Here is a 24,865-nt window from a genome sequence, read left to right on the forward strand (position 1 = left end):
TTGGCTATGTCTCAACTTCTTTTTTATTATTTAGCTAATGGAGGTGCGGAATTAACGTCTTGTATCGTCTCTACAGGAGGATGAAATTCATTTTCCATTTTCGATACAACTACAGTTGCTACACCATTTCCAATTAAGTTTGTAATGGCACGAGCTTCCGACATGAAGCGGTCTACCCCGATTAACAGCGCGATTCCTTCAACTGGAATCATTGGGAATGCAGCAAGCGTAGCTGCTAGTGTAATAAATCCAGAGCCAGTAACTCCGGCCGCTCCTTTAGACGTTAGCATTAAAATACCAAGTAGCGTAATCTCTTGCATTAACGACAAGTCGACTCCATACGCTTGAGCGATAAAGATAGCAGCCATGGATAAGTAGATTGCTGTTCCATCTAGGTTAAATGAGTAACCAGTTGGAATGACAAGTCCTACTACAGATTTTGAACATCCGTACTTCTCCATTTTGTCCATCATTTTTGGCAGTGCAGATTCCGAAGAAGACGTACCTAATACAAGTAGAATTTCTTCTTTAATAAAAGCAATGAATTTAAAAATATTAAATCCATAAATCTTAGCGATGGTTCCAAGTACAAATACAATAAATAAGAACATAGTAATGTAAACAGATCCCATTAAGAAACCGAGTTTTTGAAGAGAGCCTATTCCAAAGTTACCGATCGTATAAGCCATCGCTCCGAACGCCGCAATAGGTGAAAGTTTCATAATCATATTAACAATGCCAAAGAAAATATCTGTACAGCGTTCAAAGAATGTAATGACAGGAGCCGCTTTTTCGCCGAGTGTAGCTGTAGCCATTCCAAATAGTACGGCAAAGAATAAGATTGGCAATAATTCACCATTTGCCATTGCGCCAAATACGCTGTCTGGAATAATTCCCATGATAAACTCCATAAAGCCATGCTCCGCTTCAGCTGCTTGCTGCGTATATTGAGTAACATCAGCTCCGCTTGCGCCATTGATATTAAAGCCAGCCCCAGGCTTGATAAAGTTTACAACGATAATTCCAATTGCTAAGGCAAAAGTAGTGACAATCTCAAAGTATAAAAGAGCTTTACCTCCAATTCGTCCCACTTTCTTTAAATCTCCCATGCTTCCGATACCGATGACCACTGTTAAGAAAATAATTGGGGCAATCACCATCTTAATTAATTTAATGAAGATATCAGCCAATACTTTTAATTTAGCTCCAAATTCAGGAAACATAAAGCCAATTGCAATACCAAGAAGGATACCAATGACAACTTGAACGGTTAGGTTTTTAAAACTTAATTTCATATGTAATGCTCCTTTCGAGAATGTTTTTGTTAACGCTTACATTATTCTTATCCTTATATTAACTGATAATTTTAACTATTTATATTTCTGGTGATAATGTTCTTTTTGGTCATTTTGGTCAAAAAAAGTGATGAACATATAGTCATCACTTTTTGCTTTCGATATTTTTTATTTGCTGAATGATATCAAGCGTTTGTTTTGTTGCATTGGCTTCAAACGATTGATAAAGAGAGTTAAACTGCTTTTTCCATTCGGCTTTCTGTGTATCATTTAAGTAATAAACGCGCATGCCAGATTTATTTTTTATTTGCTGCAGCTGTTCATCGTTCATCATTTTTGATTGAGTCCAAATCCAGTTCGTTGTTTCTACCATGGCATCACTTAATAGTTGTTTTACATCTTCAGGGAGGCTGTCCCAATATTTTTGATCCATTAAAACAGCATAGCCCAAGTATCCATGGTTGCTGATGGTCATATATTTTTGCAGCTCGTACAAACGTTTTGAATAAATATTAGAAATCGTATTTTCCTGTCCATCAAATTCCTGTCGTTCAAGGGATTGATATACTTTATTAAACGAGACAGCCTGAGGCTTAGCGCCAAGAAGTTCGAATTGTTTTTTGATTACTTCACTTGGCATAATGCGAAATGTTTGACCTTGAAAATCTGCTGGATGGAGCAAAGGTTTTGTATTGCTGGTCATTTGTTTAAAGCCGTTGCTCCATAAAGCAAGCCCTTTAATGTTTTTCTCTTGCAGCGTACTCAACAAATCCTGTCCGATTTTCCCGGTAAACACTTGTTTTGCCTCGCTGTAATCATCGAAAATGAAGGGGAGATCAAAAAGTTGCCACGTAGGGGAAAGGTCGGTTAGCTTTGAAATAGAAGGCGCAATCATTTGTACATCGTTTCGGCGCAGAGCGGCAAGTTCTTCGTCGTCTGAATACAACACACCGTTTGAATATACTTCAATTTTAACTTTACCATCCGATTTTTGATTAACGATTTCAGCGAATTTTTGAGCGGCTAAGCCTTTTGGAGTGTTCTCAGCTACAACGTGGCTAAAATTAATCACAATTTGCTTATTTAATCCTTTTTGCTCATCGTCATGATACACATTATCCTGATTTATAACCGTATACTGCAAAAAAACATAGATCATCAAGAAAACGCTAACAATGATACTTGCCCCTATAAACATCTTCAAAATGTCCAACCCCGCGATTCAATAATTTTTCTCTACAAATATTCTAACACGCAATTTCTCAACGTGGTAAAATTAAAATAAACTTCAATCAGCAGTAGGTGTTCCGCTATGATGCGCTTATCGATGCAAACGAAAATGACGGGGCTAATCTTTTTTATCGTGGTCTTTTCGTTGTTTTTAGCAAGTATTGTCGTGATTAATAATTTTGTGCAGTCAAAAGAAAATGATTTAGAGCAAAGGGCTTTGATCACTTCGAGAACAGTTGCTGAAATGCCTGAAATTCGAGAAAAAATTGAAAAAGATAGCAAGAACATTAATCAAATTGTAGAGCCGATTCGCATTATTCACGGTGCTTATTATGTAGTGGTGATGAATATGAATCACGAACGTTTGTCTCATCCTTTGCAAAGCATGATTGGGAAAATTTCTAAAGGAGAGGACGAGGGCCAGGCGTTTGCAGAACATACTTATACTGATAAAGCAAAAGGAGAAGGCGGGATGGTCATTCGTTCTTTTGTTCCCGTTGTAAACGATCAGCATGAACAAGTAGGAGTCGTTGTCTCAGGCTACCTTCTTCCGAAATTTACAGAGGTTATTTTAAGTTTGAAAAAAGAAATTTTTCTCATCTCAGGTCTCGCTCTTTTTTTTGGAGGATGGGGAGCGTGGGCGCTTGCATCTCGTATTAAAAAAGAGATGTTTGAGCTTGAGCCTCATGAAATTGCTCGTTTGTTTGTAGAACGAACGGAGACTTTTAATGCCATGCATGAAGGAGTCATTGCCATTGATAAAGAGGAGAACATCACTATTTTTAATCATAAAGCGAAAATTATGATGGATGTACCCGATGAGGTAATTGGGAAAAAGATCTATGATGTGATTCCAGATACAAGACTGCCAGAAATTCTGCAGCTTAATCAGCCTGTTTATAATCGAGAGCTTCAAGTTCGCAATTTAAATATTTTAAGCAATCGTGTGCCGATTAAGGTTAATAATCACACAGTCGGTGCGGTCGCTATTTTTCAAGACAGAACAGAAGTTAAAAAATTAGCTGAAGAGTTAACAGGGGTTAAATCATTTGTAAGCGCTCTTAGAGTTCAAAACCATGAATACATGAATAAACTTCATACCATTGCAGGGCTTATCCAACTTGGAAATAAAGACAAGGCTCTTCAGTACGTTTTTCAAGTGTCTGAACAGCAAGAAGAGCTCACCCAGTTTCTTCATAAACATATTAAAGATGAAAGTATATCGGGATTGCTGTTAAGCAAAGTCAGCCGTGCCAAAGAACTTGGAATTGAGTTAGCTATCGATCGCCACAGCGAGCTTCACTCATTTCCTCCTTACTTAGATCATCATGATTTTGTGATTATTATTGGTAACTTAATTGAGAACGCTTTTGATTCGTATCATCATATGGAGCGTCGTGAACGGAAGGTCTATATAAGTATGGAACAAAATGACGGCATTCTTTCTATATTAGTTGAAGATAACGGATGTGGCATGAATGAGGATCAAGCAGAGAGAATCTTTGATGAAGGTTTTTCAACCAAAGCAAAGGAAACTAGAGGAATTGGTTTGCATTTAGTAAAACAAATTGTTGAAAAAGGAAACGGTCAGATCGAAGTAGAGTCAGAATTAGATGTTGGCACGACTTTTATCATTACATTCTTTTTATAGGGGGAGTGGGAAATGAATAAAAAAGAATGGACGGTGCTTCTCATAGAAGACGATCCTATGGTACAAGAAGTGAACCGCCAATTTATTGAACAAGTTGAAGGATTCATCGTTATCGCTGCAGCTTCGAATGGTTTAGAAGGTATACAGCTCATTAAACAGCATCAGCCTGATTTAACGATTATTGATATGTATATGCCTAGTCAAGATGGCCTAACCACCTTACAGCAAATTCGAGCAAATGGCTATAAAACAGACGTGATAGCAGTTACGGCTGCAAGTGATATTGAAACCGTACGAAAAGTTCTTCAGTACGGCGCGGTGGATTATATTATGAAACCGTTCAAGTTTGAACGAATGAAGCAAGCGCTTGAGCAGTATCGTTCGTTTCAAGTTAAAATAAGTCAAAAAGAATATATTACTCAGTCTGAATTAGATTCTATGCTGTTTCAGCAATTCGAAGAAAAGGCCGATTTTCTTCCAAAAGGGCTAAATGCGGTTACGTTAAGGAGGATACAACAATATCTTTCCGAACAGAGGCATCCGATTTCTGCTGAAGAAGTGGCGGACGGCGTAGGAATTGCGCGTGTTACGGCAAGAAGGTATTTAGAGTTTTTAGAACAGGAAAACGAGCTGAAATTATCAGTTGAATACGGCAGAGTGGGGAGACCTATTAATCGCTATATGTTAAAAATAAATTAAATCATACAGAACAGCTTTTATTTGGAAAAGCTGTTTTTTTGCGTTAGAAAGTATATCTTTTTCTCTCCTAGAACAAATTAAGGTATACAGTTTTCGCTATCCAAAGAATACTTCGTGCGGTCATTAATTCATAAAATGTCCCTGAAAAAGGATTAATGGCGGAAAAATTGGGGAATATGCATTTTGACATTTAATTTTAGCACAGGAAGGTTTTGAAACATGGACATATTTTTAGCTGTCTTACCAGCCATATTTTGGGGAAGCATTGTGCTTTTCAATGTGAAACTAGGCGGAGGACCTTATAGCCAAACGCTTGGAACCACGTTGGGAGCTTTGATTTTCTCTATCGGTATTTATATTTTTGTACACCCTACGCTTACACCTTTAATCTTTGGCGTTGGAGTTGTATCGGGATTATTTTGGGCAGTTGGACAAAGTAATCAGCTGAAAAGTATTGATTTAATCGGAGTTTCTAAAACGATGCCTATTTCAACTGGGCTTCAGTTAGTTTCCACTTCATTATTTGGAGTAATTGTGTTTCACGAGTGGTCTACAAAAACTTCAATTATTCTTGGTGTGCTCGCTCTTATCTTTATTATTGTAGGGATTGTTTTAACATCACTTCAAAGCAAAGAAGAGAAAGAGGCTGAAGAAGGAAAAGGAAACTTCAAAAAAGGAATTGTTATTTTATTAATTTCAACCGTTGGTTATTTAGTTTATGTTGTAGTAGCCCGTCTATTTAATGTAGACGGATGGTCGGCTTTATTACCTCAAGCAATTGGTATGGTTATTGGAGGAGTATTGCTGACGTTTAAGCATAAGCCATTTAATAAATATGCAATTCGCAACATTATCCCAGGTCTTATTTGGGCCGCTGGTAATATGTTTTTATTCATCTCGCAACCTAAAGTAGGCGTAGCGACAAGCTTTTCGCTTTCTCAAATGGGAATCGTCATTTCAACACTAGGCGGGATCATTATTTTAGGTGAGAAGAAAACGAAGCGTCAGTTAGTTGGGATTATTATTGGAATTATACTGATCATCATAGCAGGAGTCATGTTAGGGCTCGCCAAAAGCTAACTAGGAGGGTATTAACAATGTATAAAGATTTAGAAGGAAAAGTAGTGGTCATAACAGGTTCATCTACAGGTTTGGGAAAATCAATGGCGATTCGTTTTGCGACAGAAAAAGCCAAAGTAGTTGTGAACTATCGTTCTAAGGAAGACGAGGCTAACAGCGTTTTAGAAGAAATTAAAAAAGTTGGCGGAGAAGCAATTGCTGTCAAAGGTGATGTAACAGTTGAGTCTGACGTTATCAATTTAGTTCAATCTGCTATTAAAGAGTTTGGAAAGCTAGACGTTATGATTAACAACGCAGGGTTAGAAAATCCGGTTTCATCTCATGAAATGTCTTTAAGCGATTGGAATAAAGTCATTGATACGAACTTAACGGGAGCTTTTTTAGGCAGCCGTGAAGCGATTAAATATTTTGTGGAAAATGATATTAAGGGAACAGTTATTAACATGTCGAGTGTTCACGAGAAAATTCCTTGGCCATTATTTGTTCATTATGCAGCAAGTAAAGGCGGTATGAAGCTTATGACTGAAACACTGGCATTAGAATACGCTCCAAAAGGTATTCGTGTAAATAACATTGGACCAGGAGCGATTAATACACCGATTAACGCTGAGAAATTTGCTGATCCTGAGCAGCGTGCAGATGTAGAAAGCATGATTCCAATGGGATACATCGGAGAGCCGGAAGAAATTGCAGCAGTTGCTGCATGGCTAGCTTCTTCAGAGGCGAGTTATGTAACAGGAATTACGCTCTTTGCTGACGGCGGTATGACACAGTACCCATCATTCCAAGCAGGACGCGGATAAGAAAAAACGCACTCTATGATAGAGTGCGTTTTTTTAGTTTTCCTGAGCTTTTTTTGGGTTCTTAGGAGCTGACTGGTGTTGAATTCGCAAAAAAAGCAAAATTAAAACGATGCAGCCAGTGATGCTGTACATCCCGAGAATAAGCGGCTGCTGTGTATCTGTTCCAGAAGTAATGCCGTGATACAGTGCTAGCAAATAGCCTGGAAAAGCAAGAAAATGAATGGCTTTCCATGTTTTTCTCCCAAGCTGTTTTATAAAGTCGGATGTACTAATTAGTACGAATAAAATGTAGAGTGAAATAGTACCAAGACCTGTGCTAATTGGTTTGTAATCGGAAGTGAACGGAATTAAAATGTCAGAAAGTGAAAAATGAATAGATTGATCAAATGATAAAACAAGTCCGTGAATCATTCCAAATAATAACCCGAACCACCCTGATGATTGATGAACCAGCAAAAGCTGTTTTTTTCGTTTTGGTTTAAAAAACGAAAAGCTGTGAGAAATGCCAGCGGCAACCGATACAAACATTAGTAAATAAGAAGTTAAGCCGGCTGCCCGAATGGTGTTCCATACGGGAAAATGAGCACTAAATTGCGCGAGGAGAGTAGCCATAATGGTATACCTGACCTTTCACATGTTTTTCGATTAGTACGTTGCCTTCTTTTGTAACCGCAATTACTTCTAAAGAAGGGTGATGCATTTTAGCTAACCTTAATCCAGCGTCCCAGCCGAGAATAAGTATGCACTTTGCATAGACTTCAGAAATGGTTAAGTCTTCTGAAACGACCGTTACTTGCAGAAGCTCTGATGAACTAGGCTTGCTGATTCTGCCGTCAATAATATGATGGTGAGTGTGTCCGTTCACTTTCCACGAACGCTTGCCTACACTGCTTGTGGCAATACCGCTGTTGCTTTTTACTTTAATGGTCGTGAGATTTTTTGATGCATCAAATGGATGAGAGAGAGAAATGGACCAGTGCTTGCTAGCGGGCCCCCACGTTACAATATCTCCGCCTCCATCGATTGCTCCAAGTGAAGTTCCTTTTTTCTTTAATTGATTCGCCATTTGCTGAATGCTCCAACCTTTTGCGATTCCTCCTAAATCCAGACCGATACTAGAAGCAAGCTGAATACTTCTCATTCCTTTATGAATCATAATAGGGTTAACAGCATCAAAAGCTGCTACTTCTTGAGGTAGCTGATTGTTAGGCAGTTGTTCAAAGCTTTGGTCATATCCTAGAGTTTGAATAGAATGATACAGAAATGGGTTGAAAATTCCGTTTGTCTCATTGTAATAGTAATAGGCTGCTTTTACAGCTTCATACAGCATTTTTGACGGTAGAAATAATCTTCCGTTCAGCGAATTAAGCTGTGAAAGCTCGCTTGTTGGAAGAAAGCGGCTTAGGGTTTCTTCTACAAGATAACACCAGCTCTCTACTTTTTGGCTGACAGGTGTTTCAAGCTGATATACATTAAATGTGGTATTCATCGCTTTAAATGAGTAGCTCATTTCATCACATCCTTAAGAAGGTCTTGTTTGCATAGAAGAATCATTATTGTTGCCCCAATTATCCTGACCACTTGTGGAATCATCATTTGACCACTGATCTTGCTGATTACTCGAATCATCGTCTGACCACTGATCATCTTCACTGCTTGAATTATCGTCTGACCACTGATCATCTTCACTGCTTGAATTATCGTCTGACCATTGATCACTTTGTTTGCTAGAACTGTCATTTGACCATTGATCTTGCCCGTTAGTTCCATTGTCCGTATTGGAGTCAGATCCTGAATCTGGAAATAGATCCGTCTCATCTTCCGTTTGAGTTTGCGATGAATTATTGGCGGATGTATCGTTATTTAGTGCTGTAGATGTTGAATTTGTTTGATCATATTTTTGAGAAAGCCCTACAAATGTTGTAAATGCAGCAACGCTCGATAAACCAACCATCCATTTTGTCCATTTATTAGTTGCCATTGATATGCTCCTTTTATCTTTCCTATTTTGCAACTGAACACTGAAGAAAAACTGAAGTGGAAGGTAACATACATCGTTCAATTGTTATAGTTCAATATAGACAGAAAAAATGAAAAAATAGTGAAATAGATGTAGGTTGGATTATTTTTGTGGGGAATTCAATGAATTATTAGAATAAAAAAGGGTTGTTCTTTTTAGAACAACCCTTTTTTATTCAGCGATAAATCTTACTAATCGATACGTAATAAACCGTTAACTGTACAAGAGAAAGAAGCAAAAGAACGGCAATGGGATAGAAGCTAAAAGAATTAGGTAACAGCGGATAAAAAGCGATTAAGATAGCGCCTATAGGAATAGAAAATAGAAGAAAAACAAAGGCTTTTTTACAAGCTTCTGCTGTTATCATCTTTTCACGTTCATCTTCCTCTGCAAATTCAAAAGGAAATAATAAAGGCGAAACGTTCTTCGTCTTTTTACGCGCTCGGTAGTAAAAAAAGGACACGATTAAAAGCACAATTAAAGAAGCGAAAGAGTCTATAGACATGGTAATTTCCCACGGGGGTTCAGGGTGGTTCATAACTTCACTAAATTGAATATTTAGGCTTAAAAAATCATATAAAAACCAACCTACGCATAGCAGAGACACTACATTCAACAAATAAGATTTAATAACATTACTCAACATTTTTCTCCTCCTTTTGAAGTGTAAAAACATCTTCCATTTTTAATTGAAAGACATCACAAATTGTTAAACCAAGTAGTAGGGAAGGAACGTAATTTCCCTTTTCAATAGCTGCAATGGTTTGGCGAGTGGCTCCAACTTTTTCAGCTAAATCTCCTTGCGTATATCCATGTTTAGCTCTAAGCTCTTTTACGTGATTAATAAGAGTCAATATGATCACCCGCTGCCTTTTTAATAAATTTGTTAAGTTGATTTAACATTATGTAAAGTTAATTTAACATCAATTGGATGATTTTTCAATATATAATGGATAAAAAATACAAAAAAGATCCTAGAAGAATTCTTCAGGATCTTTTTTGTTAATAAATTTCTTTAATGCCAGACAAACGAATGGAAAAAATGTTTTGTTTTTCATCTCGTAGGGAGAGGGTTTGGTCGGTTAGGTTTAAATTTTGGATTTTTCCTTTGAAGGTTTGAAGCAGGCCATTTTCGTAATAATTCACGGTTACATGTTTGTTTTTCTTTAACGCTTTTAAAATCATTTATTCATCTCCTTTCATGTGTGCATCTGTTATGAAAAGAAAGCTGTGGCTTAAGCATAAGAATTTGGAGAATGCTCAAGGCAGAATTATTATTATACAGCAAGATGAGAATAGTTTGTAGATAAATTGTGAAAAAATGCACAAGTTTGCAGTGCGGGTGTTGCAACAGAATACAGTATATGAGGAGAGGAGGGGTTTTATGATAAAAAAGGTGATTTTAGTTTATTTATTTGTGGGTATTAGGTAAACTAGTAGATGAATTTAAAGAATCTATCTATAGTTGTGAAGGCTAGGATTTCATTTAATTTTCATTTTCTATGAGTATAATGATAAAGGTTTTCTATATGTTCTTTGTGAATCTACTCATAAACTAATCGAGAAAGGAAAATCAAAATGAAGCGAATCGTTTCTAAGCCGCTGCACTATTTCATATTAGCCGCTGTTTTAATGTGGATAAAGTCGTATGTGGCTTATAAAACTGAATTTAACTTAGGCGTAAGCGGCGTAATGCAGCAAATGCTGCTGTTTATAAACCCTGTAAGTTCAGTGCTGATTTTTTTAGGAATCGGCTTATTTTTTAAAGGAAAGAAAGCAGGAGCTTGGATTCTTGCAGGCAGTTTCATCATGACGCTGCTGTTGTACAGCAACATTCTCTATTATCGTTTTTTTAACGATTTTGTAACTCTTCCCACACTGTTGCAGACAAGTAATGCAGGAAGTATGGGCGGAAGCATTATGGATTTATTAAAAGCACATGATGTTTTTTATTTTGTTGATTTTATTATTTATCTTTTCTTCTTTTTTAGTAAAAAAATTGACTGGCATAATGAAAAAGTATCGGTTAAGAATGCTGTAACCATTCTTTCTTTAGGATTCATGGTTTTTTCTGTCAACTTAACATTAGCAGAAATTGATCGCCCGCAGCTTCTATCTCGAACTTTTGACCGCAATTATCTAGTAAAGTATTTAGGCGCCTATAATTATACGATGTATGACGGTGTTCAGACTGCTCAAAACTCTAAACAGCGAGCTTTTGCAAGCAGCAATGACTTAACGAACGTCGTTAATTTTAAAAACAGTCACTATGCGGAGCCTAATTCCGTTTACTTCGGAAAAGCTAAAGGGAAAAATATTATTAAAATTCATTTGGAATCATTTCAGTCTTTTTTAATTGATTACAAATTAAATGGCCAGGAAGTGACACCGTTTTTAAATTCGTTGGCCCATGGAAATGACTTTACGTATTTTGATAACTTCTTTCATCAAACAGGACAAGGAAAAACATCAGATGCTGAGCTGATGATGGACAACTCTCTATACGGCCTTCCTCAAGGTTCTGCCTTTGTACTAAAAGGAAGCAATACGTATCAGGCAGCACCAGCTATTTTAGATCAAAAAGCTGGCTATACGAGCGCTGTACTGCACGGAGACTATAAGACGTTTTGGAACCGTAACGAAATTTACAAGCAGTTCGGTGTGGATAAGTTTTTTGATGCAAGTTATTACAATATGACGGGTGAAAATAAAATTAATTATGGCTTAAAAGACAAACCGTTCTTTAAAGAATCTGTTCCAATGCTGCAGTCTTTACCACAGCCGTTTTATGCGCATTTAATTACGTTAACAAACCATTTTCCATTTTTACTTGGAAACAATGAGGCAAGCATACAGCCAGCTAACACGGGCGATGCGACAGTTGACCGCTATTTCCAAACGGCTCGTTATTTAGACGAATCATTGCAATCTTTCTTCCAAGAACTGAAAGCTTCTGGGCTTTATGATAATTCTGTGATTATGATTTATGGAGATCACTACGGTATTTCTGAAAATCATAATGCGGCAATGGAAAAAGTAATGGGAAAAGAAATTACACCTTATGAAAATGCTCAGCTGCAGCGTGTACCTCTATTCATTCACGTTCCTGGAGTAAAAGGCGGAGTTAATCATACGTACGGTGGAGAAATTGATGTTGTGCCAACTCTTCTTCATTTAGTAGGGATTGACAGCAAAGAGTTTATCCAATTTGGTACAGATTTATTTTCTAAAGGTCATGATGATGTAGTAGCGTTCCGCAATGGCAACTACGTATCTCCGAAATATACACTAGTGGATGGAACGTATTATGATTCTAAGACAGGCCAAGCGCTTAAAGAAAATAATCAAATGAAAGCTTATAAACAGAAGGTAGCGAAAGAACTGGAGTTATCTGATCAAGTGCTTTATGGAGACTTACTTCGTTTCCACAAGCTGAAGGATTTCCAAACAGTCGACCCTTCGAAATATATGTACGGGAAAGAAGAAACAGAAACATCAGCTAAATAAAGCTAAAATCAAAAGAACATGATGACTTCTGCAAAGCAGAATGAGCATCATGTTCTTTTTTACTGTAAACTATTCATCAATAAATTTCTTTAATTCCCGATAAGCGAATAGAGAAAGTATTTTGCTGTTCATCTTTTAATGAAAGCGTTTGGTCTGTTAAATCTAGGCGCTGTACTTTTCCTTTAAACGTTTGAAGCAAACCGTTTTTATAATAGTTAATTGTAACGGCCCCGTTTTTTCTTAATGCTTTTAAAATCATTTTCAAAACTCCTTCCATATTTAAAATGTGTATGATTAACGAGCTGTAACATTCATTTTCATTTGCATATTTTTATTATACACAAAAATAGAAAGCGTTTTCACTGAAAGTTTGAACACTTTGTGAAAACTTTAACAGAGAATGTGACAAATACATACAGAAACTGATTTATTTGTCGTATTCATCATAAAACACATTTATGAAAGGAGTGTTAAGAACGTGTTAAAACTTTATGGATGGAAAAATATTATAAGATGTCGTTTGAAATGTCGTAGTGAATCCATTCACCGTTCGTTACATTTCCTCCCATTTTTCTGTAAAGCGTTTGAGCTCTTGTATTATCGTAAGCCGTTTCCCAAGACATGGCTGCATACTGATGTTCTTTTGTATACTGGTGACTAATCGAAAATAACTTTTCCCCAATTTTTTGACCTCTTGCTTTTTCAGTAACGTACAAGTCATTTAAAATCGCTACAGGCTTTACACGCGTGGTGCTAAATGTAAAATAAAGCGTTGAAAAACCTACTGCCTCGTCATTTTGAGTCGCGATAAACTGAACGCCAGTATCGGGACGTTGAAACAAGTGATCAATTAAATTTCTCAGCTGTTTTTTGGCAGGCTGAGGGCGCTTGTAAAAATCAACAATGTATTCGTTCATTAATGAAATAAGTGCTTCCATGTCAGCAGCATTAGCTTGACGAATTGTAATAGTAGTAGTCATTAAATCTTCTCCTTTTTAATTAGATGATCTACACTTATAGTAAAAGAAATGTATCCCCTCTAAAAGAGCCAGATTTAAAAAATAAGATAGGGACAGATGAAAGGAGCTAGCGTGAAGTTCACACCTTTATTAAACCGAAGGAATGATATGCCTTTATATCACCAGCTATATGAATATATAAAAAAAGAAATTGTATCCGGCAGGGTGAAAGTAAATGACAAACTGCCTTCTATCCGGTCTCTTGCTGATTACTTAAACGTAAGTCGAAATACTGTAGATATGGCCTATCAGCAGCTTTTAGCTGAAGGATATGTAGAAAGCAAGCCCAAAAGTGGACTGTACGTAACGAATACACAGTTTGATTTACTGCAAACAGATAGAAAGCCGACTATATTTTTACAACCTCACTCAGAAACAAAGTCGTGTACCTATGATTTTCGGTATGGAAAAGTTGATAGCCGTTTGTTTCCCTTGAATGAGTGGAAAAAACGATACAATGAAAGTCTTCAAACTTATAAAGAAGCGCTGTTCACGTACCAAGAAACTCAAGGAGAAGAATCACTGCGAGAAGAAATTGCGACGTACCTTTATCAGTCAAGAGGAGTGGTTTGTTCGAAACATCAAATTATTATCGGAACAGGTACTCAGCAATCACTCAGTTTGCTAGCGCAGCTGTTAAAGCCAAGCATCAGAGATATTGCCTTTGAAAATCCTTGCTATGACGGGGCTAGCTTTGTATTTAAACAGCATGGATTCTCCTTAAAACCTGTGTCACTTAATAACAGAGGCATAAACATCCAAGAGCTTTATGATAGCCAAGCACGCGCTGTTTATGTCACACCATCTCATCAGTTTCCATACGGAATGATCATGCCTGTTTCAAGAAGAATAGAGCTTCTTACATGGGCGAATGACTGCAGTGGATTTGTTATTGAAGATGATTATGACGGAGAATTTCGTTATAAAGGAAGTCCCATTCCTTCATTGCAAAGCTTGGATACTAAAGGGCGCGTCATTTATACAGGGACATTTTCAAAATCTTTTATGCCTTCTTTAAGAATCAGCTACCTTGTATTACCGGAAGTGCTTCTAAAGGAATATCATGAACGTTTCTCTTTATACGAGCAAGCTGTTCCAGCCCTTCATCAGTGGACGCTCGGACTGATGATGAAAAACGGAGAGTGGAGTAAGCATTTAAGAAGAGTGAGAACTGCTTATCAACTCAAACACGGTACTCTTTTAGCAGCTTTACAGAAGGAGTTTAACAAAAACATCACGGTGTCAGGAGAATATGCAGGTTTGCATATCCTTGTCCGCGTGCACAACGATATGAACGAACAGCAGTTAATTAACGCAGCTCAAAAGCAAGATGTCTCTGTCTACGGCACTTCTCGTTATTGGCTTACGGAATCACCTCAACAAAAGACTCATCTATTATTAGGTTTTGGAAGTTTGGAGAGAGAAGAAATAGAAGAAGGAATAAGGAGGTTGAAAAATGCTTGGTTATAAGCCTCTCCTCATTTCTTCGATTTCTTGACAAAAGCTGCCTAGTCCTTTAGACTTTTTTGCATATATTTTAAATTATCTGAAAGGAGGATAGGGTAATCGAAGCTAACTGCTAGTGGACAACCCTAGATCAAACAATGAATCCTATCCAACAAATTTTACATACATTTCCTGTGATTGTACTAGATGGTGCAATGGCAACTGAACTGGAGAGATATGGCTGTGATTTGAACGACAGCTTATGGTCTGCAAAAGTGCTTATGGAGCAGCCGGAATTGATTAAGAGAGTGCATCAAGATTACTTTGCAGCAGGAGCTGACTGTGCAATTACTGCAAGCTATCAAAGCACGTTTGAAGGTTTTGCAAAACGTGGTTTAAGTGAAGCAGAGGCGCGCGAGTTAATTCAAGCATCTGTAAAAATTGCGGCTGAAGCAAGAGATGAATTTTGGCAGAAAGAAGAGAATTGTCTTAATCGCCCAAAACCAATTGTCGCCGCTTCGGTAGGTCCTTACGGAGCATTTTTAGCAAACGGGTCGGAATATACTGGACAGTATGACGTAACAGAAGAAGAGTTAATGGAATTTCATCGTCCTCGTATGAAAGCATTAATTGAAGCAGGAGCAGATGTGTTAGCTTGTGAAACCATTCCTAATCTAATGGAAGCAAGAGCCATTGCGAGGCTGCTAGAAGAATTTGAAGGAGCGTACGCATGGATTACGTTCAGCGCAAAAGATGACCTGCACATTAGCAGCGGAACATTAATCTCGGAGTGTGCACGCTATCTGGATTCCTATAAGCAAGTAGCAGCTATTGGAGTTAACTGTACGCCGCCTCAATATATTTCTTCACTTATTAAAGAAATTAAATCTCAAACGGATAAGCCAGTCATTGTGTATCCAAATTCAGGAGAGCATTATGATGCTGAATCTAAAACATGGAACGGGACATCTGCAGGCGAAACGTATGGCTGCAGCGCTCACAGCTGGTATGAAGCAGGTGCTCAGTTAATCGGAGGGTGCTGTCGCACAACTCCAGATGATATCAAAGGCATTACAAAATGGGCTAGAAAATAACGGATTGAAAGAAAGAGAATGTGAGAAAAGCTGTTTCGCTAACCTTAAACACGAACGATCTATCAAAAATAGATAGTTCGTGTTTTTTTATGGTCATGGTGAACGTAGGTTTCGTGTGCGCAGTTCCTTCTAGCTGCTGGCTGGAGGGCAAGGCGAAGACTCTCGCGGAAAGCGGAGCCTTGCACGGAAATCCACAGAGGTGTCATAAGCAGTCCAGCTCATTTATTCCCTTTTTCCATCTTTAGATTGAATTCATTTTGTTATGTCTCAATTTCTTTTTTCTTGTAAAATAAAAGAATACAAGTTGAAAAATCTTTATTTGAACGAAAGAAGGGATGATGAAAGTGAAAGATATTAAAAATATTTATTGTGTGGGCCGAAACTACGCACTGCATGCAAAAGAATTACATAATGATATTCCAACATCACCTTTTTTATTTTCCAAACCTACTCACGCTCTTGTTGAAGCAGCTGGACAATCAATCACTCTTCCTCGCGACCAAGGAGAGGTGCACTTTGAAACCGAACTGATTCTTCATATTGGACAACTTTACAAAGAAGGCATAACAGTGGATGAACTTGTTGACGAGATGACGATTGGATTAGATTTGACGCTTCGGGATGTGCAGAGCGAATTAAAACAAAAAAAGCACCCTTGGCTGCTTGCAAAAGGATTTAAACATTCAGCGGTCGTGGGAAACTTTATTCCGTTTGAAGGAGTAGAAGCATCTAAGCAGAAAGACTTTTCGTTAGTGAAAAACATTGAACGCGTTCAGCTGGGAAATATCAAAGATTTGATTTTTGACTTACAAACGATTATTGATTTTACAGGAAAACATTTTGGTCTTGATAAAGGAGATCTTATTTTTACAGGTACACCTGAAGGAGTAGGTCCGCTTTCACATCAGGATCATCTTTCACTTAAATGGGGGCAGCAAGAGCTTGGTTCTTGCATCGTTTCCCTTCGTTAATAAAAAGAGCTTAAAACAAAGGTAGTTTAGTTGAAGGAAGATCCGAACGGTGAATCGAGATTCTTGATAGAGAATCCAACCCGTTCGGATTTTTTATTGTGATGGTGAATGTAGGATTCACGTATTTCGTTGTTTCTAGAGGTTGATTGGAGGGCGAGACGAAGACTCCTGCGGGAAAAGCGGAACAGGTGAGACCCCGCAGGAGCGGAAGCGACGAGGAGGCTCACCGGCCGCCCGCGGAAAGCGAAGTCTTGCACGGAAATCAACACAGGTGTAACAGGCGGTTCGCCTTATTTATCTCATTTGTTCGTATTTAGATTGGCTTGACTTCGCTATGTCTCCATCTCTTTTTTTATGAAGTCTTAATTTTTTAGCTTTCAGAATGAATTTAATATCCAATGGGAAAGCTGTTTCTATCTCCTTTAGAAAACGAGGTCCTCAGCATGGTGCTCTTAATCTTTACAACGGTGATTTCTATTTTGAGTGTACTAGTCATGCCAAAACGTATCAGCTGGATAGAAATGTACACAACTTCTTTGTTTGTTATGTTTTTAGGATCGGTAGCAGATATATATCTTGATGTTAAATATAATCTTTATGGCTTTTTTAAAACAGGAGTAGATTTTGAATATCTTTTAGTCTTTATTTTTATTTATCCTGCGACGAATAGTGTATTTTTAAATTTTTATCCTGGGAGCAAGAGTTTGGCTAAAAAAGCTTTATACATTACAGTGTGGGTAATTCTTACAACACTGTTTGAATACATTTCTGCCCAAACAGAAGTGTTTTATTATAACGAATGGAAGACGCTATACTCGTTTTTTTGCTATCCTTTTCTTTATATAGCAATGGCTTTAAATTTAAAAATGATACGCAGGCTCCAGGTTATCGATAAGCAAAAATAGAAATAAAAAAAAGTAATGATAAATCATAAAAAAATGATATTTTATTAATGGCTACATATGTAATATAGTAAAAATAGAAAATAAACGAGGCAGCATATAAGCAGGGTTAAAAAACATCAAAACGGGAATCTTGACATTAACTTCATGTTTTTAACCATGTATTGTGAATGAATATACTTAATGCTAAATAATATGTTGTAGAAGGAATTTAGTAAAGGAGGGAAGAAGATGTTTAAGCGTAGTGAAAAAATCCAAATTCATGGCGTAACGTTTCATGGAGTCATGAGTGCGAAGCAAAAAGCGGCCCTGCACGAAATTGCTAATGTAACAGACGAAAAAGACTGGGATGGGCTAAAAGGTGTGTACTGCTTAGGCAGTGTAAAGGTGCAAGGAAAAGATGTGTTAGGTGTGTACTATGGCCAATTTAATGATAACCTTCCAAAGGAGAAGCGCAAACTTCAGTTTGAAATTGACTATATTAAATATACAGTAACGGAATGTCCCATTGTCTTTATCGATACAACAAAAAACAAAAAGCCTCATCAATTTGCTTTTATCATTCTGCATGAATTAGGCCATCATGTGGATCGTATGACAAATGGAACGCTTTTAAAAGAAGGAAATAGAACGCAAGAAATGTTTGCTAATACGTATGCCTTAGAAAAATATTCAAAAATAGAAAAGTTCCAAACAAAGAAGTTAAAAAAGATTCCATTTTTAGAGGAATCTCTTACTCAGTGGAATAAAACTCCTCATCCTGGAGCGTATTCTCTTAGAGTTCAAATTGAATAATTCACGAGAATAGTTCCTCTCTCTCCGTTTTTTATTTTCCTACCTTTTTCCTCTTCCTGTCTTTTATCCTCCCAATGAACAAAAAGGATTTAATTACCCATAAAGTTTTAAAAGTTTTTATAGTACGAATTATTTACACTATACCCTCCTGTAAATTATGATTATTTTAAGAAAAAACAGAAAATTTTAAAGTTTTAAGGTACAACTTAATAGTGAACAAGCGATGTTGTAATCGTATAGACGAACTGGCATACATATGCGAGTCATACATACAAACGAATCGCTTCCACTGTTATGAAAGCGGATTCAAAAATAGGAGGGGTAATAATGTTAGCTATTCTTGGGTTTTTGATGGTTTGTACATTTATGTTTCTGATTATGACAAAACGATTAACGCCGCTTATTGCTTTAATGGTTATTCCAGTATTGTTTGCAATCATAGGGGGATTCACAAGCGGTATTGGAGAAATGGCTTTAAATGGTGTAAAAGAATTAGCACCTACAGGCGTTATGTTAATGTTTGCTATTTTATATTTTGGGATTATGATTGATGCTGGTTTGTTTGATCCAGTTGTAGGAAGAATTTTGAAAATCGTAAAAGGTGATCCACTAAAAATCACAATTGGTACAGCTATTTTAGTTCTTATTATCTCATTAGACGGAGACGGAACAACAACATATATGATTACGCTTTCAGCGATGCTTCCGCTTTATAAAAAGCTAAACATGAAGCCAATGATTTTAGCCTGTATCGCCATTATGGGTAGTGGAGTTATGAACTTAACACCTTGGGGTGGACCTACTGCTCGTGTGATGAGTGCATTGAAGTTAGATGCTTCACAGGTGTTTACACCACTGATTCCAGCCATGATTGGCGGAGCTGTTTGGTTGTTATTCACGGCTTACTATTTCGGGAAAAAAGAGCGCCAGCGCTTAGGTGTTATTGATATTCAAGACGTTACAAATGCTCAAGTAGCTTTTGCAGAAGCAGCAGCCGCTGAAGGAATCGAGTACAAGCGTCCGAAGCTTTTATGGGTAAACTTTGCTTTAACAGCTCTATTATTAGTAGGACTTATCACAGCAGTTATGCCGCTTCAAATTCTATTTATGATTGGATTTGCAATCGCTATCATGATTAACTATCCAAATTTAGAAGTTCAAAAAGAGCGTATTACTGCACATGCTGGTAATGTACTTGCTGTTGTGTCTCTTGTATTCGCAGCAGGCGTATTCACGGGTATTTTATCAGGTACCAAAATGGTAGATGCAATGGGTAATAGCTTAGTAGGATTAATTCCAGATGCGTTAGGGCCTTACATGTCTGTGATTACTGCCATCACAAGTATGCCATTTACATTCTTTATGTCAAATGATGCTTACTACTATGGGATTTTACCAATTATTGCTCAAGCAGCTTCAGCATACGGTATTGATGCTGCAGAAATTGGCCGTGCTTCATTGATTGGTCAACCTGTTCACTTACTAAGTCCTTTAGTTGCTTCTACGTATCTATTGGTCGGTATGGCAAAAGTCGAGCTTGGTGAATTTCAGCGCTTTACTTTAAAGTGGACGATTGGAACAGCTATGGTGATGCTTTTAGTAGCTATTATTACAGGAGTTATTACGCTGTAAAGATCAGGAAACTAAAAACTTATCAATTCCGCTTTTGGGATTGATAAGTTTTTTTGTCTAAAAAGCTTTTGGAATAAGGAGCGGATATACAAAAAATTTTGATAAAATAAAAGAAGAATAGAACTATAAGGTAAAGGCTAAAGGTGCGATGAAATGAAAAAATGGTTTCAAGTATCGCTGCAAACAAAAATCGTAGGTTTATCCGCAGCATTAATCATAACTGTTATTGTTCTTTTAGCGAGTATTTTCTCTTACATGCAGTTTGTAGAATCTAAAAGGCAAGCCGAGCAGCTGGCTCTTCAAGCAGCCAAATCAATATCATTTATGCCGGAAGTCAAAGCTGCTTTTCAAAAAAAACAGCCGAGTCGATATATTCAGCCGCTTGCCGAGCAAGTGAGGGAACAAATCGGAGCAGCAAGTATTGTGGTTCAAAACCGTGAGCAAATCATCTATTCTCATTCTAATCAAAAATGGATAGGAAAGAAAAACAAAGAGGCGGTTAACGATAGAGCACTATTATTCGGCGGATATTATACGCTGGACGGAGAGGGAACCACAGGTCCTGCTATTATGGGGAAAGCGCCTATTGTCATCAGTCACGGAAAGTATACGGAAGTCGTGGGAGTGGTGACGGTTGAGTTTTTAAAATCTCATGTTCATGCTCAGCTCATTACGCGTATTCAGCAAATTATCCTATTTTCACTAGCTGTTTTATTGCTTGGTATGATCGGGGGTATTTTTTTAGCTAAAAGTATTAAAAAAGATACTCTTGGTCTTGAACCCCATGAAATCGCTTCTTTGTACCGTGAACGAAATGCAATTTTACTTTCGATAAAAGAAGGAATTATTGCTATTGATCATCAAGGCTTTATTACGATGATGAATACATCAGCTAAAAATATGCTGGGGTTACAGACGGAATATTTACATCATCATATCATTGAAGTATTTCCTTATACGAATATGATTGAAGTGCTAGATACGGGAATAGCCCGAAGTGACCAAGAAATTTTTTTGAATGAAAAAACGTTTATCTTAAACTTAACACCCATTATTGAACATCAGCGAATTGTAGGAGTGGTCGCTAGTTTTCGTGATAAGACAGAATTAAAAAGCTTAATCAATACGATTTCAGAAGTACGAAAGTATTCAGAGGATTTACGAGCTCAAACGCATGAGTTTACGAATAAGCTGTATGTTTTGTCGGGTTTGCTGCAGTTAGGGCAGTACAAAGATGCATTGGAGTTTATTCAAAAAGAATCAGCCGTACACCAAACGCAAAATCGTATTCTATTTGATCAGATATTAGATTCCAAAGTTCAAGCAATATTGCTTGGGAAGATTGGAAAAGCATCTGAAAAGAAAATTCATTTTTCGGTTGATTCGGAGAGTACACTCGATACGCTCCCAGAACATATTGAAATTTCTCATCTCATTATCATTATTGGGAACTTAATTGATAATGCATTTGAAGCCGTGAGTCAGCGGTCTAAAAAAGAAGTGTCGTTTTTTATTACCGATATTGGTCATGATTTAATTATTGAAGTGATGGATAACGGACCCGGTATATCAGAAGAAGTACTAAATCAAATTTTCACAAAAGGGTTTTCAACCAAAGGTACAGACAGAGGGTACGGACTGGCAAATATAAAGAAAATGGTAGATGAACTTGGAGGATCTATTGAAGTGTATAATCAGCCAGAAGGAGGAGCCATTTTTTCAGTTTACCTTCCAAAAAACTGAATCATGAGAAGTAAGGGGAGAGTCGAAATGTTACGAGTCGCAATTGCAGAAGACGATTTTCGAATTGCTCAAGTTCAAGAGCGATTTTTATTAGAAGTAGATGGTGTAGAAGTCGTAGGCAAAGCGTTGAATGCAAAAGAGACGCTTGAAATGCTAAAGGAGAAGAAAGTTGATTTACTTCTTTTAGACATCTATATGCCAGATGAAATGGGAACAGATTTACTCCCAAAAATCAGAGCCCAGTTTCCACAAGTTGACGTTATCGTGGTAACGGCTGCAACAGAAAAAAACATTGTAGAAATCTGTTTGAGAAACGGCGTCGTTAATTATTTGATTAAGCCGGTTATGATGGAATCCTTCATTAATGCTATTAAACAGTATCAAGAGAAAAAGGAACTGTTTAGTACGCATGAAGAAGTTGATCAATCATTTATTGATGCGTACTTTGGACATGTCAGAACAAAGCCAAAAGCGGATAAATCTCTTCCTTCAGGTATTGATGGTATCACATTACAAAAGTCAAAAGACATTTTAAAAAGCATCAAAGGAATTACGATCGAAGAGATGGGGCAACACATGGGAGTATCTAGAACGACAGCTAGACGATATTTAGAGTATCTAGTATCAACCGGTGAATGTCACGTTGAATATGATTATGGGATTATTGGAAGACCGGAGCGCAAGTACTATTTAGCGTAGCATTAGCCTTGAAGGATGGTATATATGATCAAAAAGCTCATGATAGTGTTTATAAGTGCATTGCTTGTTAGCTGTTCTACTCCCTCTAAAAAAGACCGCATTAGTATGGAAAAAATTGAAATTGTGGCAGCCGGTGCAAAAGGCGGAGGAGCAGATGCAACAGTAAGAGCCATTCAACAAGTGCTAACGGAAAAGAAGATTGTGAAGGTACCCGTTTCTGTTAGTAATAAAATAGGTGGGCAAGGTGAAGAAGGATGGAAATATATTAAACAGAGAAAAGAAGGAAATATTGTTTCCGGGAATTCCAGTTTGCTGATTACAAATAATTTGCTAGGGCAAAGTCAATTAACCTATAAAGACTTTACTCCGCTCGCTATTTTAACATCTGAATGGGAGGTCATCGTAGTTCCTGTTAACTCTCCTATATACAATTTAAAACAGCTCATACGCACGTTAAATCAAAGTGAATCCAGTATGAAAGTGGGAATATCACCTCGATTAGGAAACGACGATCATTTATCGTTCATGCAGCTAAATAAAAAAGCAGGCGTAGACTCTTCCAAGCTTGAGTTTTTCGTTTATAACAGCAGTCATAAAGTAATTGATGCGCTCGTTCATCATCAGCTAGATGTAGCACCCATGTCATTATCAGAAGTAAAAAAGCAGTATGAACAAGGGCAGGTAAGGATACTCGCCGTTTCTTCTCCTAAAAGGCTAGAAGAGCTAAAAGAGATACCGACGTGGAAAGAAGCGGGAATTGACGTAACGTTTAGCCATTGGAGAGGTCTAATGGGACCGCCTAATATGACCAAAGAACAGGTAGCATATTGGAATAAGGCCGTGTATGAAATGGTTCATACAAAAGAATGGGAACAGCTTCTTAAAGATAATGATTTAACCTCTTTTTATAAAAATAGCAGCGGTGCTAAAGTCTTTCTTGAGCAGCAAAGCAAGCTGTATTCTGACTTAATGGGCGGAGCAAATGATGAATAAATACAATAGAAAAAGGTTGGGACAAAAGGATTTTAGATGGAGTGAAAAACGAACCATTGATTAAAGTTTTTAATTCTTGGTTCGTTTTTTTGTTGTGGTAAGTGTAGTTTCATCTGTTTCGTTCCTTCTAGCAGTTGATTGGAGAGCAAGACGAAGACTCCTGCGGGAAAAGCGGAACAGGCGAGACCCCATAGGAGCGTGAGCGACGAGGAGGCTCACCGGCCGCCCGCGGAAAGCGAAGTCTTGCACGGAAATCAACTGCGGTGTCTTAAGCAGTTCCGCTCATATATCCCATTTGTTCGTCTTTAGAATTAGATTCATTTCGGTATGTCTCAACTTTTTTCTGTCAGTGTACATCTTTTAAATCCAAGTTTTGAATGAACTCAATAAAAGCTTTTACAATGTTAATTTTTAAGGAGTCCTCATGATAAAACATCCATGTGCTGCGCGTTAAAGGTACTTGATCTTTAGTTTTTAACGTGTATCTGTAAATCTCTGCAGCATCGTCAAGCAGCATACTCGGCAAAATCGCATAGCCCAGTCCGTTTACAACCATCTTTTTACATGTTTCTGCTTTATCTACTTCAATGCTGACAAGGGGAGGCTGAGAGTAATTTTCAGCCCACCAGTTATCAACGGATGTTTTTAAAAAACGATCTTGATGATAATCAATTCGAGGTAGATTGGGAAGATTGTTTATGTCGACAGGCTGTGCAGACGCAATGCAAATTGTTTCTTTAAAAAGCAGCTCTTTTTGATCTTGCCAGTTATAATCACCTTTTACAAACGCAATATGAACATCGTGCTTATAAAGCAGATGAGCCATGTCGCTGCTCCATCCGGTTGTGACTTTGAATTCAACATCAGGAAATCGCTCTTTAAATAAACGCAATAGCCCAGGGAGCTTGTAGTCAGTGAAAAAGTTAGACACGCCTAGACGTAAAGTCCCGGTTAATTGATCATCCATGTTTAACACATTTTCTTTTATTTTTTGAACCGTAAGCAGCATTTCTTCTGCGCACTTCACTAAATATTCTCCCTGCGGTGTAAACTGAACTCCGCGGCGCCCTCTATTTACAATCTGAACATGAAATTCCTTCTCCATCTGCTGCAGTCTATGCGTAAGCGCAGGCTGAGATATAAATAGCTCCTTGGCTGCTTTTGTAATGTTTTTCTCACGGTACAATACTTGTAGAATAAGCCAATCTCGATCGTCCATACTACCCCTCCAGGAATAAAAAAAATGAATGGTTTATAATAAAATTTCGATATTTTAATTATTTCTA

General features: G+C 37.5%; 26 protein-coding genes. 15 read left to right on the forward strand and 11 right to left on the reverse strand.

Annotated features, from left to right (window positions below):
• Positions 1–26 precede the first annotated feature (26 nt).
• Both ACMX9J_RS14750 and ACMX9J_RS14755 read right to left on the reverse strand, forming a co-directional pair.
• Positions 27–1,295 carry a dicarboxylate/amino acid:cation symporter gene (locus ACMX9J_RS14750; protein ID WP_013055541.1) on the reverse strand — a complete coding sequence of 423 codons (1,269 nt, stop codon included), beginning with the start codon at positions 1,293–1,295 and terminating at the stop codon, positions 27–29.
• Positions 1,296–1,440: 145 nt separating this feature from the next.
• On the reverse strand, positions 1,441–2,499 hold the full coding sequence (locus ACMX9J_RS14755; RefSeq protein ID WP_033578117.1) for a DctP family TRAP transporter solute-binding subunit: 1,059 nt from the start codon (positions 2,497–2,499) through the stop codon (positions 1,441–1,443).
• Between the two features lie 108 nt (positions 2,500–2,607).
• Between ACMX9J_RS14755 and ACMX9J_RS14760 the strand changes: the two genes are divergently transcribed.
• From ACMX9J_RS14760 to gdh, 4 genes are all read left to right on the forward strand, one after another.
• A complete protein-coding gene (locus ACMX9J_RS14760) occupies positions 2,608–4,176 on the forward strand; it encodes an ATP-binding protein (protein ID WP_098113700.1) in 1,569 nt (522 codons plus the stop codon).
• A 12-nt stretch (positions 4,177–4,188) separates the two neighbouring features.
• Positions 4,189–4,875: a response regulator gene (locus tag ACMX9J_RS14765; RefSeq protein WP_416225904.1), complete on the forward strand. Its 687-nt coding sequence runs from the start codon at positions 4,189–4,191 to the stop codon at positions 4,873–4,875.
• 219 nt (positions 4,876–5,094) lie between these two features.
• Positions 5,095–5,955 carry a RhaT/GlcU family sugar-proton symporter gene (locus tag ACMX9J_RS14770; protein WP_098113702.1) on the forward strand — a complete coding sequence of 287 codons (861 nt, stop codon included), beginning with the start codon at positions 5,095–5,097 and terminating at the stop codon, positions 5,953–5,955.
• 17 nt (positions 5,956–5,972) lie between these two features.
• Positions 5,973–6,758, forward strand: a complete 786-nt coding sequence (gene gdh, locus ACMX9J_RS14775) for a glucose 1-dehydrogenase (protein ID WP_033578120.1) — start codon at positions 5,973–5,975, stop codon at positions 6,756–6,758.
• 33 nt (positions 6,759–6,791) lie between these two features.
• Here the strand turns inward: gdh and ACMX9J_RS14780 are convergent, their stop codons facing one another.
• The 6 genes from ACMX9J_RS14780 to ACMX9J_RS14805 all read right to left on the reverse strand — a co-directional run bounded on the left by ACMX9J_RS14780 (position 6,792) and on the right by ACMX9J_RS14805 (position 9,963).
• Positions 6,792–7,370 carry a ferric reductase-like transmembrane domain-containing protein gene (locus ACMX9J_RS14780; protein ID WP_416225905.1) on the reverse strand — a complete coding sequence of 193 codons (579 nt, stop codon included), beginning with the start codon at positions 7,368–7,370 and terminating at the stop codon, positions 6,792–6,794.
• On the reverse strand, positions 7,345–8,268 hold the full coding sequence (locus ACMX9J_RS14785; protein WP_416225906.1) for an FAD:protein FMN transferase: 924 nt from the start codon (positions 8,266–8,268) through the stop codon (positions 7,345–7,347). Before ACMX9J_RS14785 ends, ACMX9J_RS14780 begins: the two co-directional genes overlap by 26 nt.
• Before the next feature lie 12 nt (positions 8,269–8,280).
• Entirely contained in the window at positions 8,281–8,739 is a 459-nt protein-coding gene (locus tag ACMX9J_RS14790) for a hypothetical protein (protein WP_416225907.1), read from the reverse strand.
• A 214-nt stretch (positions 8,740–8,953) separates the two neighbouring features.
• Positions 8,954–9,424 carry an MFS transporter gene (locus ACMX9J_RS14795; RefSeq protein ID WP_416225908.1) on the reverse strand — a complete coding sequence of 157 codons (471 nt, stop codon included), beginning with the start codon at positions 9,422–9,424 and terminating at the stop codon, positions 8,954–8,956.
• Complete coding sequence (locus ACMX9J_RS14800; RefSeq protein WP_013081870.1) at positions 9,414–9,632, reverse strand: helix-turn-helix transcriptional regulator; 219 nt, start codon at positions 9,630–9,632, stop codon at positions 9,414–9,416. The genes ACMX9J_RS14795 and ACMX9J_RS14800 overlap by 11 nt, the downstream gene beginning before the upstream one ends.
• 148 nt (positions 9,633–9,780) lie before the next feature.
• A complete protein-coding gene (locus ACMX9J_RS14805) occupies positions 9,781–9,963 on the reverse strand; it encodes a YolD-like family protein (protein WP_013081871.1) in 183 nt (60 codons plus the stop codon).
• 393 nt (positions 9,964–10,356) lie between these two features.
• On the opposite strand from ACMX9J_RS14805, the gene ACMX9J_RS14810 reads away from it, so the two are divergent.
• Positions 10,357–12,285, forward strand: a complete 1,929-nt coding sequence (locus ACMX9J_RS14810) for an LTA synthase family protein (protein ID WP_033578131.1) — start codon at positions 10,357–10,359, stop codon at positions 12,283–12,285.
• A 76-nt stretch (positions 12,286–12,361) separates the two neighbouring features.
• On the opposite strand, the gene ACMX9J_RS14815 is transcribed toward ACMX9J_RS14810, so the two are convergent.
• On the reverse strand, positions 12,362–12,562 hold the full coding sequence (locus tag ACMX9J_RS14815) for a YolD-like family protein (RefSeq protein WP_074893948.1): 201 nt from the start codon (positions 12,560–12,562) through the stop codon (positions 12,362–12,364).
• A 229-nt stretch (positions 12,563–12,791) separates the two neighbouring features.
• Complete coding sequence (locus tag ACMX9J_RS14820) at positions 12,792–13,265, reverse strand: GNAT family N-acetyltransferase (protein ID WP_047751599.1); 474 nt, start codon at positions 13,263–13,265, stop codon at positions 12,792–12,794.
• Positions 13,266–13,412: 147 nt separating this feature from the next.
• Between ACMX9J_RS14820 and ACMX9J_RS14825 the strand changes: the two genes are divergently transcribed.
• The 10 genes from ACMX9J_RS14825 (at position 13,413) to ACMX9J_RS14870 (ending at position 23,579) form a co-directional block, all read left to right on the forward strand.
• Positions 13,413–14,774: a PLP-dependent aminotransferase family protein gene (locus ACMX9J_RS14825; RefSeq protein ID WP_289578727.1), complete on the forward strand. Its 1,362-nt coding sequence runs from the start codon at positions 13,413–13,415 to the stop codon at positions 14,772–14,774.
• Between the two features lie 134 nt (positions 14,775–14,908).
• Positions 14,909–15,844: a homocysteine S-methyltransferase gene (gene mmuM, locus ACMX9J_RS14830; RefSeq protein WP_098999800.1), complete on the forward strand. Its 936-nt coding sequence runs from the start codon at positions 14,909–14,911 to the stop codon at positions 15,842–15,844.
• 338 nt (positions 15,845–16,182) lie between these two features.
• The gene (locus tag ACMX9J_RS14835) at positions 16,183–16,815 is read left to right on the forward strand and encodes a fumarylacetoacetate hydrolase family protein (protein ID WP_063248276.1); all 633 of its coding nucleotides are present in this window, start codon (positions 16,183–16,185) and stop codon (positions 16,813–16,815) included.
• 142 nt (positions 16,816–16,957) lie between these two features.
• Positions 16,958–17,092 carry a hypothetical protein gene (locus ACMX9J_RS14840; protein ID WP_257041451.1) on the forward strand — a complete coding sequence of 45 codons (135 nt, stop codon included), beginning with the start codon at positions 16,958–16,960 and terminating at the stop codon, positions 17,090–17,092.
• 166 nt (positions 17,093–17,258) lie between these two features.
• A complete protein-coding gene (locus tag ACMX9J_RS14845; RefSeq protein ID WP_033578135.1) occupies positions 17,259–17,720 on the forward strand; it encodes a CBO0543 family protein in 462 nt (153 codons plus the stop codon).
• A gap of 228 nt (positions 17,721–17,948) precedes the next feature.
• Positions 17,949–18,512: an ImmA/IrrE family metallo-endopeptidase gene (locus tag ACMX9J_RS14850; protein ID WP_028412123.1), complete on the forward strand. Its 564-nt coding sequence runs from the start codon at positions 17,949–17,951 to the stop codon at positions 18,510–18,512.
• A gap of 327 nt (positions 18,513–18,839) precedes the next feature.
• Positions 18,840–20,144, forward strand: coding sequence for a CitMHS family transporter (locus ACMX9J_RS14855; protein WP_028412124.1), 1,305 nt, complete (start codon positions 18,840–18,842; stop codon positions 20,142–20,144).
• Positions 20,145–20,297: 153 nt separating this feature from the next.
• The gene (locus ACMX9J_RS14860; RefSeq protein WP_028412125.1) at positions 20,298–21,887 is read left to right on the forward strand and encodes an ATP-binding protein; all 1,590 of its coding nucleotides are present in this window, start codon (positions 20,298–20,300) and stop codon (positions 21,885–21,887) included.
• A 27-nt stretch (positions 21,888–21,914) separates the two neighbouring features.
• Positions 21,915–22,586 (forward strand): response regulator, encoded by a 672-nt coding sequence (locus tag ACMX9J_RS14865; RefSeq protein ID WP_028412126.1) that lies wholly within the window; start codon positions 21,915–21,917, stop codon positions 22,584–22,586.
• 24 nt (positions 22,587–22,610) lie between these two features.
• Positions 22,611–23,579, forward strand: a complete 969-nt coding sequence (locus tag ACMX9J_RS14870) for a tripartite tricarboxylate transporter substrate binding protein (RefSeq protein WP_028412127.1) — start codon at positions 22,611–22,613, stop codon at positions 23,577–23,579.
• Between the two features lie 346 nt (positions 23,580–23,925).
• On the opposite strand, the gene ACMX9J_RS14875 is transcribed toward ACMX9J_RS14870, so the two are convergent.
• On the reverse strand, positions 23,926–24,798 hold the full coding sequence (locus ACMX9J_RS14875; RefSeq protein ID WP_028412128.1) for a LysR family transcriptional regulator: 873 nt from the start codon (positions 24,796–24,798) through the stop codon (positions 23,926–23,928).
• Between the last annotated feature and the right edge of the window lie 67 nt (positions 24,799–24,865).

Origin of the sequence: Priestia sp. RMT2NF4 (genome assembly GCF_047872835.1) — a bacterium.
Lineage (GTDB): Bacteria > Bacillota > Bacilli > Bacillales > Bacillaceae_H > Priestia > Priestia zanthoxyli.

Coding starts and splice junctions, on each gene's coding strand:
- ACMX9J_RS14750 (WP_013055541.1), bottom strand. CDS start 1,295: ATGAAATTAAGTTTTAAAAACCTAACCGTTCAAGTTGTCATTGGTATC.
- ACMX9J_RS14760 (WP_098113700.1), top strand. CDS start 2,608: ATGATGCGCTTATCGATGCAAACGAAAATGACGGGGCTAATCTTTTTT.
- ACMX9J_RS14765 (WP_416225904.1), top strand. CDS start 4,189: ATGAATAAAAAAGAATGGACGGTGCTTCTCATAGAAGACGATCCTATG.
- ACMX9J_RS14770 (WP_098113702.1), top strand. CDS start 5,095: ATGGACATATTTTTAGCTGTCTTACCAGCCATATTTTGGGGAAGCATT.
- gdh (WP_033578120.1), top strand. CDS start 5,973: ATGTATAAAGATTTAGAAGGAAAAGTAGTGGTCATAACAGGTTCATCT.
- ACMX9J_RS14780 (WP_416225905.1), bottom strand. CDS start 7,370: ATGGCTACTCTCCTCGCGCAATTTAGTGCTCATTTTCCCGTATGGAAC.
- ACMX9J_RS14785 (WP_416225906.1), bottom strand. CDS start 8,268: ATGAGCTACTCATTTAAAGCGATGAATACCACATTTAATGTATATCAG.
- ACMX9J_RS14790 (WP_416225907.1), bottom strand. CDS start 8,739: ATGGCAACTAATAAATGGACAAAATGGATGGTTGGTTTATCGAGCGTT.
- ACMX9J_RS14795 (WP_416225908.1), bottom strand. CDS start 9,424: ATGTTGAGTAATGTTATTAAATCTTATTTGTTGAATGTAGTGTCTCTG.
- ACMX9J_RS14805 (WP_013081871.1), bottom strand. CDS start 9,963: ATGATTTTAAAAGCGTTAAAGAAAAACAAACATGTAACCGTGAATTAT.
- ACMX9J_RS14810 (WP_033578131.1), top strand. CDS start 10,357: ATGAAGCGAATCGTTTCTAAGCCGCTGCACTATTTCATATTAGCCGCT.
- ACMX9J_RS14815 (WP_074893948.1), bottom strand. CDS start 12,562: ATGGAAGGAGTTTTGAAAATGATTTTAAAAGCATTAAGAAAAAACGGG.
- ACMX9J_RS14820 (WP_047751599.1), bottom strand. CDS start 13,265: ATGACTACTACTATTACAATTCGTCAAGCTAATGCTGCTGACATGGAA.
- ACMX9J_RS14825 (WP_289578727.1), top strand. CDS start 13,413: ATGCCTTTATATCACCAGCTATATGAATATATAAAAAAAGAAATTGTA.
- mmuM (WP_098999800.1), top strand. CDS start 14,909: ATGAATCCTATCCAACAAATTTTACATACATTTCCTGTGATTGTACTA.
- ACMX9J_RS14835 (WP_063248276.1), top strand. CDS start 16,183: ATGAAAGTGAAAGATATTAAAAATATTTATTGTGTGGGCCGAAACTAC.
- ACMX9J_RS14845 (WP_033578135.1), top strand. CDS start 17,259: ATGGTGCTCTTAATCTTTACAACGGTGATTTCTATTTTGAGTGTACTA.
- ACMX9J_RS14850 (WP_028412123.1), top strand. CDS start 17,949: ATGTTTAAGCGTAGTGAAAAAATCCAAATTCATGGCGTAACGTTTCAT.
- ACMX9J_RS14855 (WP_028412124.1), top strand. CDS start 18,840: ATGTTAGCTATTCTTGGGTTTTTGATGGTTTGTACATTTATGTTTCTG.
- ACMX9J_RS14860 (WP_028412125.1), top strand. CDS start 20,298: ATGAAAAAATGGTTTCAAGTATCGCTGCAAACAAAAATCGTAGGTTTA.
- ACMX9J_RS14865 (WP_028412126.1), top strand. CDS start 21,915: ATGTTACGAGTCGCAATTGCAGAAGACGATTTTCGAATTGCTCAAGTT.
- ACMX9J_RS14870 (WP_028412127.1), top strand. CDS start 22,611: ATGATCAAAAAGCTCATGATAGTGTTTATAAGTGCATTGCTTGTTAGC.
- ACMX9J_RS14875 (WP_028412128.1), bottom strand. CDS start 24,798: ATGGACGATCGAGATTGGCTTATTCTACAAGTATTGTACCGTGAGAAA.